Here is a 15,544-nt window from a genome sequence, read left to right on the forward strand (position 1 = left end):
CTATTAACTCTCTACTTAAGGTTGTGTTTAACATGCGTATTAATAAGTTCATTAGTGAAGCCGGAAAAGCATCTAGACGTGGTGCAGATAAATTAGTCAATGAAGGAAGAGTCACGATAAATGGAAAGGTTGCGAAAATAGGCAGCCAAGTCGAGCCCGGGGATGATGTTCGTGTAAACGGTAACCAAATACGAATGGCAAGTAATTATGTTTATATTGCCTTAAATAAACCCGTTGGTATTACGAGTACAACAGAAAAAAATGTTAAGGGTAATATTGTTGATTTAGTCAATCACCCATTAAGAATTTTTAATATTGGGCGACTAGATAAAGATTCAGATGGCTTAATACTCCTTACGAACGACGGTGATATAGTCAATGAAATTTTACGTGCTGAAAATAAGCATGAGAAAGAATACATTGTTACAGTAGACAAGCCGATTACTCCTGAATTTTTAAAACGGATGTCTGAAGGTGTAAAAATTTTAGGTACGAAAACGCTGCCTTGTAAGATGGAACAACTTTCTAAATATGTTTTTCAAATCACTTTAACACAAGGACTAAATCGTCAAATTCGTCGCATGTGTGAAGCGCTTGGATACGATGTTTATAGACTACAGCGAACTCGAATTATGAATATTCATTTAGGTAATCTACCCGTTGGACAATGGAGAGACTTATCTAAAAAAGAGCGCAATCGATTATTCCAAGACTTGAACTATGAGCCAAAGGAATGGTAAAAAAGATGGACCAAAACAGTAAGAAACTGTTTTGGTCCATCTTTTTTTACTGTACACGTTTTGCGTGGCACTCGTTTTTCTATCTATTTTCCAAATCTCTTACGATATCCGCATTTTCTACATAGTTCCTCTACTGCCTCTCTTCGTGAAAAACCATCTACTAAGTTTGTTGCTCGTTCCCCTTCGATAATGTCAGAAAACGGGGCATCGTTAATGTTTCCAAGGTTAATAATACCTTCACCATCTAAACAACAAGGGATCACCGTTCCGTTCGCCAAAATACCTGCTTGATTGCGAAGGCCATAACAGAAGCCCTTTCCATCGTCTTCTTCTTCATGCAGCGCCGGCCACTGAAACTCGTAATCTTGATTGATAAAAATGCGTTCCGCAATTTTTATGCCACTTCCTGGTGTGATCTTCTCTTCAATTTTGTATGGTAAATCGAATTCTTTCTCAATGATTGCTAACAACTCTCTGTTTCGCTTTATTTCAACGTTCGTCTTATTGTCTTGCGTTAAGTTCCACAGTCTGAGCGAAACAATCAAGTCTGATTGACTCGTTGCTTCTTTAATGAAAGAAAGTATACTTCGCACGTATCCTTCCTTATCTGTAGAACCTTCATGGCCATCAAAGCTATGAAGTGAAAAATTCATCTGTCTGAGCGAAGGTTTATTTAATAATTTGTCTCTCTTTTTATTAATTAATGTTCCGTTCGTTGTAATGTTAACTTTAAACCCTTTTTCATGACTGATATCTAACAATTGACCTATTTTAGGGTGAAGCAGCGGCTCACCTTTTACATGTAAATAAATATAGTCTGTGTGAGGTTTAATTTGATCTAATCGCTTTGCAAAATCCTCCACAGAAAGAAATTGCTTCTGTCGTTCTGTTGGCGGACAAAAGCTGCATGCGAGGTTACATACACTCGTAATCTCTAAATAAAACTTCTTAAACTTTCCCAATCTCAATTCCTCACTTCTTTGACTACTTAGAACTGGGTTAACTATTGTTCTATCACTATTACAGCATAATTTTTCATAAATGGGAACATGCTTATTTGAGGAAACTATTGTTTCTATTTTTTTGTTTGGAAGAATGGAAGGATATCTTAAAGTAATTTCCTTGTCGCATATTAAACAGAGAAGGTATCTTTGACACCTCCTCTGTCGTGCTCCCGAAATTCAATTGTAGTAAGAGGGAGAAATTATTTTTAATTTATTAATCAAATCAAAAATAATTTATAATAAACAAAACAAATCAGCATAGTTATCCAAGAAACTAAACCAAATATACTTACAATTTGATTTTCGCGCCAACCATATTTTAATGCGAAATGAAAGTGTATAGGAGTCATTTTAAATATTCTAGATCCGGTTGTTTTGAAATAATACACTTGCATAATTACTGAGAATTGCTCTGCAAAATAAATAATAAATAATAATGGTACTAAAATCTCTACGTGTTCAATAACAGAAAAGAAGGTTAAAATTCCACCAATTGCAAGAGAACCTGTATCACCCATAAACCCTTTTGCAGGGTACAAGTTATAAATTAAGAATCCTATTAGACATCCAATCATCACTAATGAAAAAATCCTTATTTCTTGATGCTCGCTTATTAAGAAAAAAAATAAAAATGAAGGTATAGAAACATTAGCTAGAAGTCCATCCATTCCATCAGTGAAGTTTATTGCATTGGCCGTACCTACAATAAATAAAGTAATAAGAATGATGTATACAAAGCTAGGTAAATATAAAGTATTATCTTGAGTAAGAGAAATCTTGAACTCAAAGTCAAAGTTCATTATTAAAGTATAAAGAATGTAACTAGTAAACGCGAACTGTAAAATTAATTTAGTTTTGCTAGATACCCCACCAGGATCTTGATTATAAGCCTTCCAAAAATCATCAAGAAATCCGATAAATCCAAATAGTATAAATGTAGAACATAAAAGTATCATTAAAGGCGAATGGTTATAATATAGACAAATAATTACTCCAATGTAAAAAACAATCCCCAGCATTAGAGGAGTTCCTTTTTTCTTCTGATGGTCAGAAGGTAACTCTTTTCGAATAGGTTGGGTAAAGTTGATTTTTTTCAATATAAAGAGAATAAATGGTGTAGCAATAACGACTAAAACAAATGACAGTATAAGTAGTTTAAGATCCACTAACATAATTTATTCACCCGTTTCTCGTTTTTGGTATATTCAAAATTTTTAAGTTAAGAATTTTTCATTAAAGATTTCTTTGCATCCATTTTAGCTAAAGAGAGGCGAATGTAATTCCATTTATTTAAGTATACTTGGACAAATTCACCTTCTAAATCTAGTAAATATTTTAGAAATCTCACAAATTTCATAGTGAATAACACTAATACAGTTCTATGTATGCAACTTAACCTCACAGAAGTACAAATTTCAAAAAATATAAATTGAGAAACGTTCCATATTTACCTCCAAACATAAATTTATATAATAAAAATTACCATACAAGCATGGTAATTTACAATAAAGTATTTATATGTAACTTAGGGTGACTTAAGAAGAATTAAATTATTTTTCATAAGAGACTATAAAATCTATCTTGCCTTTACCATCTTTTTTACTATTTTACTCCCTACTGATGACGAGCCAGCCGTTTTTCCTGTTCAGGGATCAGGTTATCTCTAAATCTTAAAACAGGATTAACTATTGTTCTATCACTATTACAGCATAATCTCTCATAAACGAAAATATGCATATTTGAGGAAACTGTTGTTACTATATTTTGTTTGGAAGCTGCTATAAGAAATAAAATGTAACTACTCAGCCATACATTGCCAGTCCCTCTATGAAAAAAAGGGCTTTTCTGCCTTTTTTTCATAGAAGGACTGAGTAGTTACAATAAAATAAAGATTTCACTTTACCTCTTTTAAGTTACTTACTTGTATACGTCACAGTTTCATAAGATTGCAACGGCCGATCTCCAAGAAAATCCAGTACCATTTCGTTAAAGATATCCCGTCTCATCGTCGTTAAGGGATCAAAAGCATTTTTAAATACACCGAGAGTAGCTTTTGGAATATGGTTAAATATAATAGTCCCCGCTTTCTCCTCCGGTCCGACGTTTTTCTTATCACCGCAAAGAACAAGGGTAGGGGCCGTAATCCTATGGAGCTCATTTGTATGAGTAGGAAACTCGCTTTTTTAGAAAAAAGAATTCCTGCTCTTGACTTAAGTCAATGCCCGCACATAACCTTCCCCCTTAAAATAAAGTGAAACTTTAATCAGTGGGGGTTTTCTTCATCCCCCACTGATTATTAGTTGAACCAATCGGGCTTTTACGGGCAGTTTATCTCCCACCTAACTTCTTTGCTTTCGCCGAATTTTGAGGTGGGAGTATTACTGCCCGTTAATGCGGGATAAAACCAAACATATAATTAGGAGGTTACTTTATGACCGTTTCAATAGAAGAGCAATCCAATCAGCGAAAAGTTGCTCTGACTGCTGGCATATCTCTTATCATCATGGCAGTTGTTGCATTTTTTTCCTCTGGATTTGCCCATGCAAACCTCGTTGTAAAAGGGGACGATAGTGCAACCTATCACAATATCATGGCGGCACTTCTTCTTTTCAAGGCGGAAATCTTTGGCTGGTTCATCATCCTAATAACGGATATTGTGGTCGCCTGGGCTTTCTATATCTTCTTAAAGCCCATTCATAAAAACTTTTCATTGCTCGCGGCATGGCTCCGTCTTATTTATGCGACGGTATTAGGAATTGCCATACTCAATTTACTATTTGTACTGCTTCTCACGAAAAATACAACTTATCTATCATTCTTTAAAATTGATCAACTTCAAGCACATATTATGCTATTTTTAGAAGCATTTGAATCGATTTGGTCGATTGGCTTAATCATTTTTGGTGGACACCTTATGATTGTCGGCTACTTAACTGTTAAATCAGCCAGCATACCAAAAGTCATTAGCATCTTATTGCTTCTTGCCTCAGTAGGTTATATTGTCATTCACTTTTGCAACACGTTTTCTCCAGAGAATGACAAGTTCATTTCCATACTTCAAATTTTGTTTAGTATACCGATGATTGCCGGAGAACTTGGCTTTGGCATATGGCTCTTATTGAAAGGCGGAAAAACCTCGCAAAATGGACGATAATTTCCTAACAATTCTCTTTATAAATGCGCTTCTTAATTCTACTTAACGACTCTGGAGTAATCCCAAGATAGCTCGCCAACTGATGTTGAGGGACACGATTGACTAAATGAGGTCGTTTCCGTAATAGTGACTTGTAGCGTTCTTCAGGTGTAGAGGCGATAAATGAAGCCAATTCATCTTGCATGTCACCTAGTTTTTCCTCAATCATCTTGCGGGTCATTGTTTCCAATTGTGTATATTTGTTATACATGTCCTGTTCGGCAGCAAGATCACCAACGACCAATATGCAGTCTTCTATACAAACTAAAGAATACGACGATGCCTTATCTTGTTTATGATGATTAAAATTCGCAATCGCCTGTTCTTCTGTGTAAAAATTAGATGTGACTTCCCTCCCAGTTTCATCTATTGAATACTGCCGAACGCAGCCCTGTAATACGAAGTAACATTTTATAGGAACATCCCCTTGTCTAAGGAGCATTGTTCCTTTTTTATATTCTTCAATCAGTATGTCTTTAACAATTTGCTGTTGCTCTTTTTCGTTAAACGTTGTAAATTTACTTAAATACTTCAATAATATTTTTTCCATATAACTTCCCTTTCACCGATTGATTCAATCGAAATAATGAATTTTTGAAAGCGCATTAATTTCCAGCAAAAAGTAAGTTACAATAGAACAAAGAATTCGCAATTGATAGTTATGAATTTGAAAAAGCTATAGGGGTATAAAAACATGAACAATAAACTTAAAGAACTCAGCAAACAAAAAAAGCCGTTATTTGTCACTGTATATGACCAGTTGTATACATTAATCATGGATGGAACATTTCCTCCAAACAGCAAACTTCCAACAGAACCCGAATTAGCGAAAATATTTGGTGTAAGCAGAATGACATTACGACATGCTTTAGCACTGTTGCAAGAAGATGGATTGGTGAAAAATATCCATGGAAAAGGAAATTTCATTACATACTTTCATCATAATGAAAGTATGGATGGCTTGGAAAAGTTAGGGAACCCTTTATATAAATGCTATACAGAAAAAATAGATGATATCGAACTTATTTTTCGAATTGATTTAGTCACAGACTATGCGATGCAAGTATTAAATCAAGAAATGACTGCAGTGGTTGCATTGGAACGCTGGTATAAAAGTAACGATAAAATCGTAGCTTTTGCTTTTACGATGATGCCAATCGAAGCAGTTTCAAAGTTAAACCTTGACTTACAAAACGAGAACCAATTATTAGAACTGTTGGAGGAGAAAATATATGAACTCGCTAATTCCTCTACCATTGAAATTAAGCGGTCTACTTCTGTCAATACACCGTCGTCATTAAAATATCAGCTGTTCCACGGTGAGGAATGTGATTTAATTTTAGAAAGTGTCTATATTAGCGATAAGTATCCTGTTGTTTATAACAAATATTATATACCGAAAGAGTTTAGTCAGATTAAGATTAAAACATCGAAGTAATGAGAGAAACCCCTTTTTTAGGAGGGCGAGAGGATCTGGCCGTACATAGAAGCGGTCAGGGCCTCTTTTCTGCCACATGTAATGTTTCAAACAAAAGGAGAAAGCAGATTGATCAAAACTTGCTCTACATACATAATCACAAATTTACTTTTTATAAAAAACAACTAATTTCCATGATGTTTATATAAATAAGACATCCTGTTAATTACATAAGGAAGCTAAAATTCTTATGATGTTGCTGACAACTCTTGGATACATTCTTCTCTAACTTTCCATAGACTATCCAAATCAAATTCTTGATTCAATTTATGTTTTTCTAGCCACATCGGTATGTAAGAACGGTGAAAATCATACATGTTTAATTTAATAAAATATTCCGATACCTTACTACGTTCTTTAATAATAAAATTCGGCAATAAGTAATTCGTCATATATACCCTCCATTTTTCTTTCTCAATATTCTTTTCTGTTAACATTTGCAAATCCCTTTTTTTAAAACGGTACAACTCTATTTCAGATTTATCCCGCTATTCGTGGGCAGTAAGACCCCCACCTCAAGATTTAGAGAGAAGCAAAGAAGATAGGTGGGGTCTTACTGCCCGTAAAAGCCCGATTGGTTCAACTAACCGTCAGTGAGGGATGAAGACCCCCCCACTGACGGAAGTTTCACTTTATAAAAATCCTTCTCAAACTCTCCTATTACATCAAAACAAGAAAACCCCTTTTGAAAAGATTATTCAAAAGAGGTTCCCTTATCAGATCACAACTTATCCCTCAAACCTCGGCTGCGCAAACTGCATTCTACACATTGACCAATGAAATGTTGTGTTTTGAATTTCATCCCAAATATCCCACAAGTTATTTACTAGGCGCAATTCAACATTACGTGTGAACTGTTCTTGAAATATATCAACTACTTCCCACTTGGCAATTGGAATTTGCACTGTTTCACTTACATAATAGCCAGCATTCTCGTCTTGCAGTGTGAATTGCTTTCTATCAAATTCATACAAGTATAATTTCGTATTTTTCATCGTTTCAAACCATTTGTTTTCAATAACGACAACATGCGAACATGACTTTGATGATAAATATGCTTGCATATCAACTTCAGATGTATTTGGACCGATATAATAGCAAACACGCGGGCAATTTCTCGGTGTTAAAAAATTAGGTAAGCACCGTTCCTCTATTGCCCATACGAGCCCTTTCATTGGATCTAAATCCGGTCGATTCGGTAATCGGGGCTGAAACACTTGAATATCACTCTCTTCACTGACATGAAATATCCGCACACATTTCCCTCCTTATCATATATGACTGCTTATTTTCTTAATTTAAATATAATGAAGTCCGCACAGTGTAAATCCTCTTCAAATTGCGGATACTTTTTTAGCATTTCTACAGAAGGCATCGGTTCGATAACATCTACTAAAGTAAACCCAACTCGGTGAATCGCTTTAAAATAGCTCGTCAATGTCCGATGATAAAATACAATCTTTTCATCAGAATCTATCGGAAACCTTTGATCATATACCCCTTCATAAAAATAACGCTGAACCTTCCAATATTGTTGATCGACTTGTTCACGCCCCATCCATCCACTATTTGGCGTGATAAAACAAGGGTGAAGAATGGAGAAAATAAATGTACCACCTTGCTTTAAGAGCCTGTACATCTCACCTAATGCTGCTTCATAATTTTCTAAGTCTTGAATAACCATATTTGAAACGATCATATCGTACTGTGCATCTGCTAGAAAATCGAGTTTCTCACAATTCCCTTGTTTATATTCGATTGCTTCATCGCTTTTCGTTCTTTGTTTAGCAATTTCAATCATCTTTTCCGCATAATCAACAGCTGTCACAGTGGCTCCTTGTTTGGCAAGGATTCTACTTAAATAACCCTCTCCGCATCCAGCATCTAAAAGTTTTTTTCCCTTCACATCTTCTATTAATGAAAAAAGTGCAGGATTTAACAATACCTCTCTATGAATACCGCCATGCTCATCATAGTTTGCTGTAAAATGTTCAGCATGTTTGTTCCAACGCTTAATTGCTTCATCAGTCGTCATTGTTCTTCTCATCGTACGCCCTCTTTTCTATATTGGTCGTAACGTTACGTTTCTTGTGCACACTCTTATTTTTTCATTTTTTCAAAAAAAGATATAGACTTATAATTCAGTTTTTTATATCATGTAGATAGTGTCATGTCTTTTTTAATACGAAATCAAGCCAGATATCCTGAATTGGATGTCTGGCTTTTTTAATTCCTATAATATTTTATAAACCTTTACTTACACTGTATTTTTGTTCCATTTTATTAAACAGTGGCATTCACACCCAAATCTTTCAATATGTGTTGGCCTCTATATATTTTAAATAGCCTTAATTACTAATTGTGATTGAGGTATATATAACAACTGAGCTGTTAAAGAAGATGTTATGTGTGAAAATGGATACATACCTTGATAAAGAAAGTCACTATATACAATTTCGTTAATCTGAACAGGTTTATATCGTTTTTTGAGAACTTGTTGAGAAATTTTATTTGTACAAGCAGCAACTATATCAAAATTTCGTTTTAGAGCTATTTCTTGCATTGCATGTGAAAGAAGATCAGTGACTACGCCGTTCCCCATCCAATCTGGGTGACAAGCTCCCATATCTAGGTAAACTAAATTTTCTTTATGTAGATGGGAGAATTCTATTGAGTTTACTTCTAATGTATCTAATAGTTGAAAAATAGAGCCCATTTGAGGACATATTTCGTTTGCTTTTTCTTTATCTATAAGTGGTTGATTGGCTTTTCTTACTAAGAGAACGCCTATCATTTGGAAATTTTCCATTGCTACAAATGACATAGATTGAGAAACGGCTTGACTTACCATTTCTTCACACATTTTATTAAAAGAAGCGAAAGGAATTTGCAAACCACTCACAAGGGGTTCACCATTTACGAAAGATTGTGCAATTAAGGTAGCTGCATCTTTAATATGTTGAGTTCCTAGTATTTCTATGTTCATCTATTATTCCTCTTTTCATAGACAATTAAATTAGGTATGTTTATAAAGATATTAGTGATATTTCTTAATGAAAAATGAACTAAACCTTGAATATTAAATCAATAATATATGAATTTATTAAACACAAGCATAGATATTATTCGTTACAATAAGAACATGTTTTTTAATAAATGCCACAATCTCATCTAAACATTCAACTGTTGTATATGGGGATATAGAGAAAAACTTAATAGTTGAAATTGGATAGCGTTCACTTCCATTTATAACGTTAACTACACAAGAACGAGTTGTATCGCCTAAAAAGATCTGATCTCGATTTTTTCCTAGGTGATTAAATATTTCAATATTTAATTTGTTTGTTTCCTCTATAGTTTCTTGCGTTGATTTTCCTGTTCTTTCTTCATTCCAATTCTCTTCACCATCGCCATGCATATAGAAACGAAATGTCGTAATTGGACCATACGTGTAATCATTCGTTACGGCTACTTGAGGTAAAGCTGTTCTTAATTTTTTTCTAAATAAAAGATTTACTCGAACATAATTTGCTAATAATTTTTGATATCCTTCCACGCCAAATGCTAGTAAATTCACGTACATTGGAATAGCATTTCCAGACCGTGAGCATTCTAATGTATAGCCTGTATGATAACTACCATATGATCTGTTACCAAGATAAGGGGTGTCATTTTGTTCTATATCCATAATGCGCAAATCATTATGATTTTTAACAATCCAAATACTTGTAGCATAAGGGGTTTGACCCAATTTATGAAAATCAAAACATACACTATCAGCAAGATACATGTATTGCATTTGTTCTTGTATTTGTTGCAAGGCATCTCTTACGAAAGGTTCAAACAATAGTGGATTCTGTTCAAAGTCATAATGATTAAAGAAACTATAGAAACCGCCCATTGCAGAATCAGCGTGAATGTAAATAGGGTTTAATTTGTATTGATCTTCTATTAATTCAGCAACCTCTTTAATTTTCTTTATATTATCAATCGCAAATGTATCTGTTGTACCCATAGTTGCTAGAATATAAAGAGGGATGCCTCCTTTGTCGATAACTTCTATGATCTTTTTCTCTAAATCTTCTATGTCTATAGAATTTGTATAAGGATCAGCTTTTACTTTAATTAAATTATTTGTACCAATTCCTGTTGCCTCCGCCGATTTCAATAAACTATAATGTGCATTCTCAGAAGCAAAGCAATATACATTTCGAGGAACACCTTGTTCTTTTGCTTGTGGAAAGCTTTTTGAAATAGCTAAGCGTAAACTTGAAAATACGCAGCCTTGTCCCCCCCATGTTGTATAACCACCACTATTATTTGGATCATAACCAATCAATTTCGAGAGCATAGACACAACTTTTACTTCTGCTTCTGCTGCTGCAGGACCATATACATCCCAAACGCCATTACCATTTAATAGTGTCATGGTCAATGTACCTAGTAATGATGGAATGCTCGGAAGAGGTACAGCATTAGATAAATAATATTTATTCGGATAAGGGTGTCCGTTCATAAATTGGTTTAGCTCTTCAATAACATTAGGGATACCAATACCCGTTTCTGGTATATGACTGCTACAAATTAATTCATTGTAATATTCTACTGATTTTTCCTCAATATTTCCTAAGGTTGCTCGATTTTCATTTTTTAAATGACCAAGATTGCTAACTATTCTTTTTATCGATTCCAAAAATAGCTCTTGTGTTTTTGGATTACCATCAGCACTTGGGAATAATTCTAAAATATCTTTCATATGTGTTCATCTCCTTATAGATATCTATTTTCAATTTCTTTATATGAAAATACTTAAATTACTTACAGGAGAATAAAAAACTTAACAAAGTTAATAAATTAACAAACACCGACTGTTTAACTCTGTTTCCCCTACCCTTTTTCCAATTTTTACGATAAAATCCCATAAAAATGTAATTACATAGAAAATTATATTTCCCTTGGAAATTAAAGTAAAGGTATATATTTGTATATTATGTAAGAATATGTATTTTTGAAATTGATAAATAATTAACAATAAATTCTAAATTAACAAACATATATGTTTTTTTATGTTAATAAATTTGGAGATAGCTCCCTTTGTTGGTTGTTAATCATGGAGCGGGAGTTCATTTTATAAAGGATTATCGTGAAGTGATATAGGCACCTATTCATATATTTTTTACTATATGGGGACCCCCTAACATAAAAAACGTTATCTTTCCTAGTCATATCTAGAAAAGATAACGTTTCTAAAGTAGTGCTATTATTTTAAACTACGAGAGAGCTCTGTAAATATAACCCCTAGAGCGTAGGCTCCTGCATCTGGATAACCTAAGCTTCTTTCACCAACTGTTCCAGCGCGGCCCATTCGAGCAACGATTTCTTTCGTATATTCCGCTCCTTTAACGGCAGCCGCTGCCCCTTTTTCAAAAGCAGTCTTAACGTCCACGCCAGTTATCGCACTTTCTGACCAAGAATTTACACAAGGCGCAAGTGCATCCACAAGCGTTTTATCACCTATTTCTGCCCCTCTTCCGAAAGATCGCTCTCCAATAGACTGAATACCGATAAGTGAAGCTTGCAACATGTCAGCAAAATCTTTAACTGTTAATTCCTCTTTGTTTTCTACAGCCTTAGCTGCAGCTCGGAAAGCTCCGCCCCAAATTGGACCAGATGCTCCGCCGCAATGTTCCATAATAACCATAGAACATGCATCTAGGAATTTCCCTATATGTAAACGTTCTTGATTCAAAATCGAACTCCATTCTCGTTTTAATTGCTTGAATCCTTTCGCGACGCTCATTCCGAAATCGCCATCACCTGCATGGGTATCCAATTCACAGAAAGGCACTTCATTCTTGATAATGACTTCGCTCATTTTATCTACAAGATAAACCATGTTATCTAATGTGATGACCTCATTCTTGATGATCGCATGTTCTTCCGCTGTTTCCGTCTCAAAGAAAACTGGTTTCTCTTCCTCTTTCTCCTCAACAGCAACGTATTCTACACTCTCAACTGGCCCGTCTACCTTAAATGCAGGTGTATTACATTCTTTCGATAGCAACGTTTTCAGCTCATCATCCAGCTTCATTACTGTTAGAGAAATTCCGGCCATATCAATACTAGTCATGTAATTACCGACAAACGTTCTATTTATCCGTATATTTCTGCCGCTTAACTCCCTAGTAATCGCATTGTTAAATAAATAAAGTTCTTGAAGCGGTGTACCACCAAATCCGTTTACTAAAACAGCAATTTCAGCACCCTCATTACCATCTAACTGTAAATCCTTCACAAGGTCATTTGTCATGCGTAAAGCCAACTCGTCTGCAGTCGCCATTTTTTCCCGTTTTCTGCCCGGCTCTCCATGAATACCAACGCCATATTCCATCTCATCTTCACCCAATTTGAAAGTAGGTGATCCACTAGCAGGAACTGTACAGGATGTTAGCGCTAGGCCAATTGTGCGAACATTTGCCGCTGCTTTTTCCGCCACAGCTTTAACCTGCAGCAAGTCCATACCTTCTTCTGCGGCTGCACCGGCTATTTTATGTACGAATACAACCCCTGCAACACCGCGGCGTCCTACTGTATACAGACTATCTTCTACGGCAATATCATCATCTACGCGGACATATTCTACTTGAATGCCATCCTCAGTAGCTAAGTGAGCTCCATTTTTAAAGTTCATGATATCTCCACTGTAATTCTTAATAATGAGCAGCGTACCTTTTTTGCTAGCTGTTGCCTTAATCGCTTGATATACCTGTATTTGTGAAGGTGAAGCAAACACATCCCCGCAGACTGCAGCATCCAGCATCCCTTTCCCAACTAAACCCGCATGTGCCGGTTCATGTCCACTACCGCCACCGCTAATTAACGTTACTTTATTTTCGTCCATTTCTTTTTTCTTCATTACCTTATACTTTTTCAACAATTCCAGCTCCGGATGAGCCATAACCATTCCATTGCACATCTCCATAACGAGAGTTTCAGGTTTATTTATAATTTTTTTCACTTATTACTCCTCCTCTATACATTTTGCTATTTTCTTAAATTGTTTATCTTATTCGTATACACACTTTCATAGATTTCTTTATTCATAGAGTATTGCTGCCACGGTACATTCCCTTCTGAATTATGATATATTTGAAAGCGTATTATTACTAACTATATTAAAATGAAAGCGTTTTACAATAAACGGACAGAATTTACGATTTGTCTAAAGACATCCCTATTTATTTATAGATAGGATGTTAATTATTAGAAAAGAATAAAGTTGTAGAAAGGATTCAAATGACCTCTTCTATTATTTCCAAAAAAATTATAGCCAACTCGCTAAAACAATTAATGGAAACAGAACCTTTTCATAAAATATCTGTGAGTGATATTATGGTAATTTGTCAGATGCGCAGGCAAACTTTTTATTATCACTTTAAAGATAAATTTGAACTGTTAGGTTGGATTTATAAAGAAGAAACGAAGGAAAATATTATAGACTTTCTTGATTATGAAAAATGGGAAAATATTTTCGACTTATTATTTGATTACTTTCACCAAAATCAACACTTCTACCAAAATGCATTTAAAGTAATCGAGCAAAACTCATTTAATTACTATCTATTTGAACATACGAAAAACTTATACATCAAAATTATCGATGAGCTATTAGTTGGCTGTAATTTAGCTATTTCTGAAGTGAAAAAAGATACACTGGCCTCTTTTTATAGTCATGGATTTGTTGGGACGATAAAAGACTGGATTGAAAACCACTGCGCTGTAGATCCATCTATCATGTCTTCTATGATGAAAAATATGATAAACAATCAATTAGTACTTTTACTCCAGCAATCAGCAAACAAATGATAAGGTGGAAAAACAATGAAAAAAATCATGAATGATGTTCAAAATATTGTTCAGGATATGTTACATGGTTTTTATTTTGAACATAACGATAAAATATGTTACAACGCAAAACATAACATTATTTATCAGAAAGATCTTTCCGAAATTGGACAAAACGTTGTAATCATAAGCGGCGGCGGCAGCGGGCATGAACCAGCTGATATTGGTTATGTAGGTGAAGGAATGCTTTCAGTAGCAGTCAATGGAGAAATCTTCACTCCTCCTACACCAGAACAAATATTAGCAGCAATCCGCTCTGTTCCTAAGGATAAGAGTGTCCTCTTAATCATTAAAAACTTTAAAGCTGACGTAGAAAACTTCTTAACTGCTGAAGCTTTGGCAAAAGAGGAAGGAAGACTTGTTGATCATGTAATTGTAAATGACGATGTTTCCATTGAAGATGATGCTTCTTTTAATAAAAGAAGGCGAGGAGTAGCTGGAACGATTTTTGTTCATAAAATACTCGGAGCAGCAGCTCTTGAAAACTATTCATTACAACAATTAACAGACGTTGGTCACTCTGTTATTCATAATCTGCATACATTAGGAGTCGCCCTCTCTCCAGCAACCAATCCTATCCAAGGCAAAGTTTCTTTTACCTTGCAAGACAATGAAGTTTTTTATGGAGTCGGCATCCACGGAGAAAAAGGATACCGTAAAGAGGCATTATTTTCTTCTGAAAAATTGGCAATCGAGCTTATGAACAAACTCAAAAGCATTTACCGCTGGAAACAAGGAGACAGGTTTGCCATTCTAATTAATGGCTTAGGTGCTACCCCATTAATGGAACAGTATATCTTCGCCAATGACATTCGTCGTTTATGTGAACTTGAAAGATTAGATATTCGATTTGTCAAAGTCGGAACCCATCTAACATCTTTAGACATGCAAGGCACGTCATTAAGTTTACTGAAAATAGAGGACCCCCTTTGGGAAAAGTGGCTAAAGACAAATGTTGAAGTGGCTAACTGGTAGCTAATAGCCTCAGGTGTGAATGTATGAACACACTTGAGGCTTTGTGTGTTTCGTAAACATATTGATTACTTCAACAAATTAAATAGCAGCCGTCTTTCTTTAAATCCTATCTAACTCAAATCTTAATAACGCCATATACTTGTAGTAACCATGCAGAATATTTCCTAGAACTCTACTCTAACGGTTCTTTTTAAATTTACAGAATTTTATGACTTAACTCAATTATCACCTTTTTCTTGATTTTTATAAA

At 34.8% G+C, this 15,544-nt stretch carries 14 protein-coding genes; 5 read left to right on the forward strand and 9 right to left on the reverse strand.

What is annotated here, in order from left to right; all coding sequences use genetic code 11:
* Positions 1-23: 23 nt before the first annotated feature.
* Positions 24-740: a 23S rRNA pseudouridine(2604) synthase RluF gene (rluF, locus tag BR72_RS22950; protein WP_197059965.1), complete on the forward strand. Its 717-nt coding sequence runs from the start codon at positions 24-26 to the stop codon at positions 738-740.
* Between the two features lie 83 nt (positions 741-823).
* Here rluF and BR72_RS22955 read toward each other — a convergent pair whose 3' ends face one another.
* Positions 824-1,702, reverse strand: coding sequence for a radical SAM/SPASM domain-containing protein (locus BR72_RS22955; protein ID WP_035437528.1), 879 nt, complete (start codon positions 1,700-1,702; stop codon positions 824-826).
* Positions 1,703-1,962: 260 nt separating this feature from the next.
* Positions 1,963-2,916: a phospho-N-acetylmuramoyl-pentapeptide-transferase gene (gene mraY / locus BR72_RS22960; RefSeq protein WP_051957401.1), complete on the reverse strand. Its 954-nt coding sequence runs from the start codon at positions 2,914-2,916 to the stop codon at positions 1,963-1,965.
* Between the two features lie 1,259 nt (positions 2,917-4,175).
* Between mraY and BR72_RS22965 the strand changes: the two genes are divergently transcribed.
* Positions 4,176-4,898: a DUF4386 domain-containing protein gene (locus BR72_RS22965; RefSeq protein ID WP_035437530.1), complete on the forward strand. Its 723-nt coding sequence runs from the start codon at positions 4,176-4,178 to the stop codon at positions 4,896-4,898.
* Positions 4,899-4,902: 4 nt separating this feature from the next.
* Here BR72_RS22965 and BR72_RS22970 read toward each other — a convergent pair whose 3' ends face one another.
* Complete coding sequence (locus tag BR72_RS22970; protein WP_035437531.1) at positions 4,903-5,487, reverse strand: Crp/Fnr family transcriptional regulator; 585 nt, start codon at positions 5,485-5,487, stop codon at positions 4,903-4,905.
* A 144-nt stretch (positions 5,488-5,631) separates the two neighbouring features.
* Here BR72_RS22970 and BR72_RS22975 point away from each other — a divergent pair, with 144 nt between their 5' ends.
* Entirely contained in the window at positions 5,632-6,375 is a 744-nt protein-coding gene (locus BR72_RS22975; RefSeq protein ID WP_035437532.1) for a GntR family transcriptional regulator, read from the forward strand.
* A 227-nt stretch (positions 6,376-6,602) separates the two neighbouring features.
* Here the strand turns inward: BR72_RS22975 and BR72_RS22980 are convergent, their stop codons facing one another.
* The 6 genes from BR72_RS22980 to dhaK all read right to left on the reverse strand — a co-directional run bounded on the left by BR72_RS22980 (position 6,603) and on the right by dhaK (position 13,432).
* The gene (locus tag BR72_RS22980; protein ID WP_141771586.1) at positions 6,603-6,806 is read right to left on the reverse strand and encodes a hypothetical protein; all 204 of its coding nucleotides are present in this window, start codon (positions 6,804-6,806) and stop codon (positions 6,603-6,605) included.
* Between the two features lie 336 nt (positions 6,807-7,142).
* Positions 7,143-7,670, reverse strand: coding sequence for a DUF6886 family protein (locus BR72_RS22985; RefSeq protein ID WP_035437534.1), 528 nt, complete (start codon positions 7,668-7,670; stop codon positions 7,143-7,145).
* A gap of 29 nt (positions 7,671-7,699) precedes the next feature.
* Positions 7,700-8,461: a class I SAM-dependent methyltransferase gene (locus tag BR72_RS22990; RefSeq protein WP_035437537.1), complete on the reverse strand. Its 762-nt coding sequence runs from the start codon at positions 8,459-8,461 to the stop codon at positions 7,700-7,702.
* A 291-nt stretch (positions 8,462-8,752) separates the two neighbouring features.
* A complete protein-coding gene (locus BR72_RS22995) occupies positions 8,753-9,400 on the reverse strand; it encodes a GNAT family N-acetyltransferase (protein WP_035437539.1) in 648 nt (215 codons plus the stop codon).
* Between the two features lie 117 nt (positions 9,401-9,517).
* Positions 9,518-11,170, reverse strand: a complete 1,653-nt coding sequence (locus BR72_RS23000; RefSeq protein ID WP_035437540.1) for a pyridoxal phosphate-dependent decarboxylase family protein — start codon at positions 11,168-11,170, stop codon at positions 9,518-9,520.
* A 504-nt stretch (positions 11,171-11,674) separates the two neighbouring features.
* Entirely contained in the window at positions 11,675-13,432 is a 1,758-nt protein-coding gene (dhaK, locus tag BR72_RS26055) for a dihydroxyacetone kinase subunit DhaK (RefSeq protein WP_035437541.1), read from the reverse strand.
* A 278-nt stretch (positions 13,433-13,710) separates the two neighbouring features.
* On the opposite strand from dhaK, the gene dhaS reads away from it, so the two are divergent.
* Together dhaS and dhaQ are read left to right on the forward strand one after the other, a co-directional pair.
* A complete protein-coding gene (gene dhaS, locus BR72_RS23010) occupies positions 13,711-14,280 on the forward strand; it encodes a dihydroxyacetone kinase transcriptional activator DhaS (protein ID WP_035437543.1) in 570 nt (189 codons plus the stop codon).
* A gap of 15 nt (positions 14,281-14,295) precedes the next feature.
* Positions 14,296-15,294, forward strand: a complete 999-nt coding sequence (dhaQ, locus tag BR72_RS23015) for a DhaKLM operon coactivator DhaQ (RefSeq protein WP_035437545.1) — start codon at positions 14,296-14,298, stop codon at positions 15,292-15,294.
* Positions 15,295-15,544 lie beyond the last annotated feature (250 nt).

The sequence above is a fragment of the Bacillus sp. UNC322MFChir4.1 genome (genome assembly GCF_000746135.1).
Lineage (GTDB): Bacteria > Bacillota > Bacilli > Bacillales > Bacillaceae_G > Bacillus_A.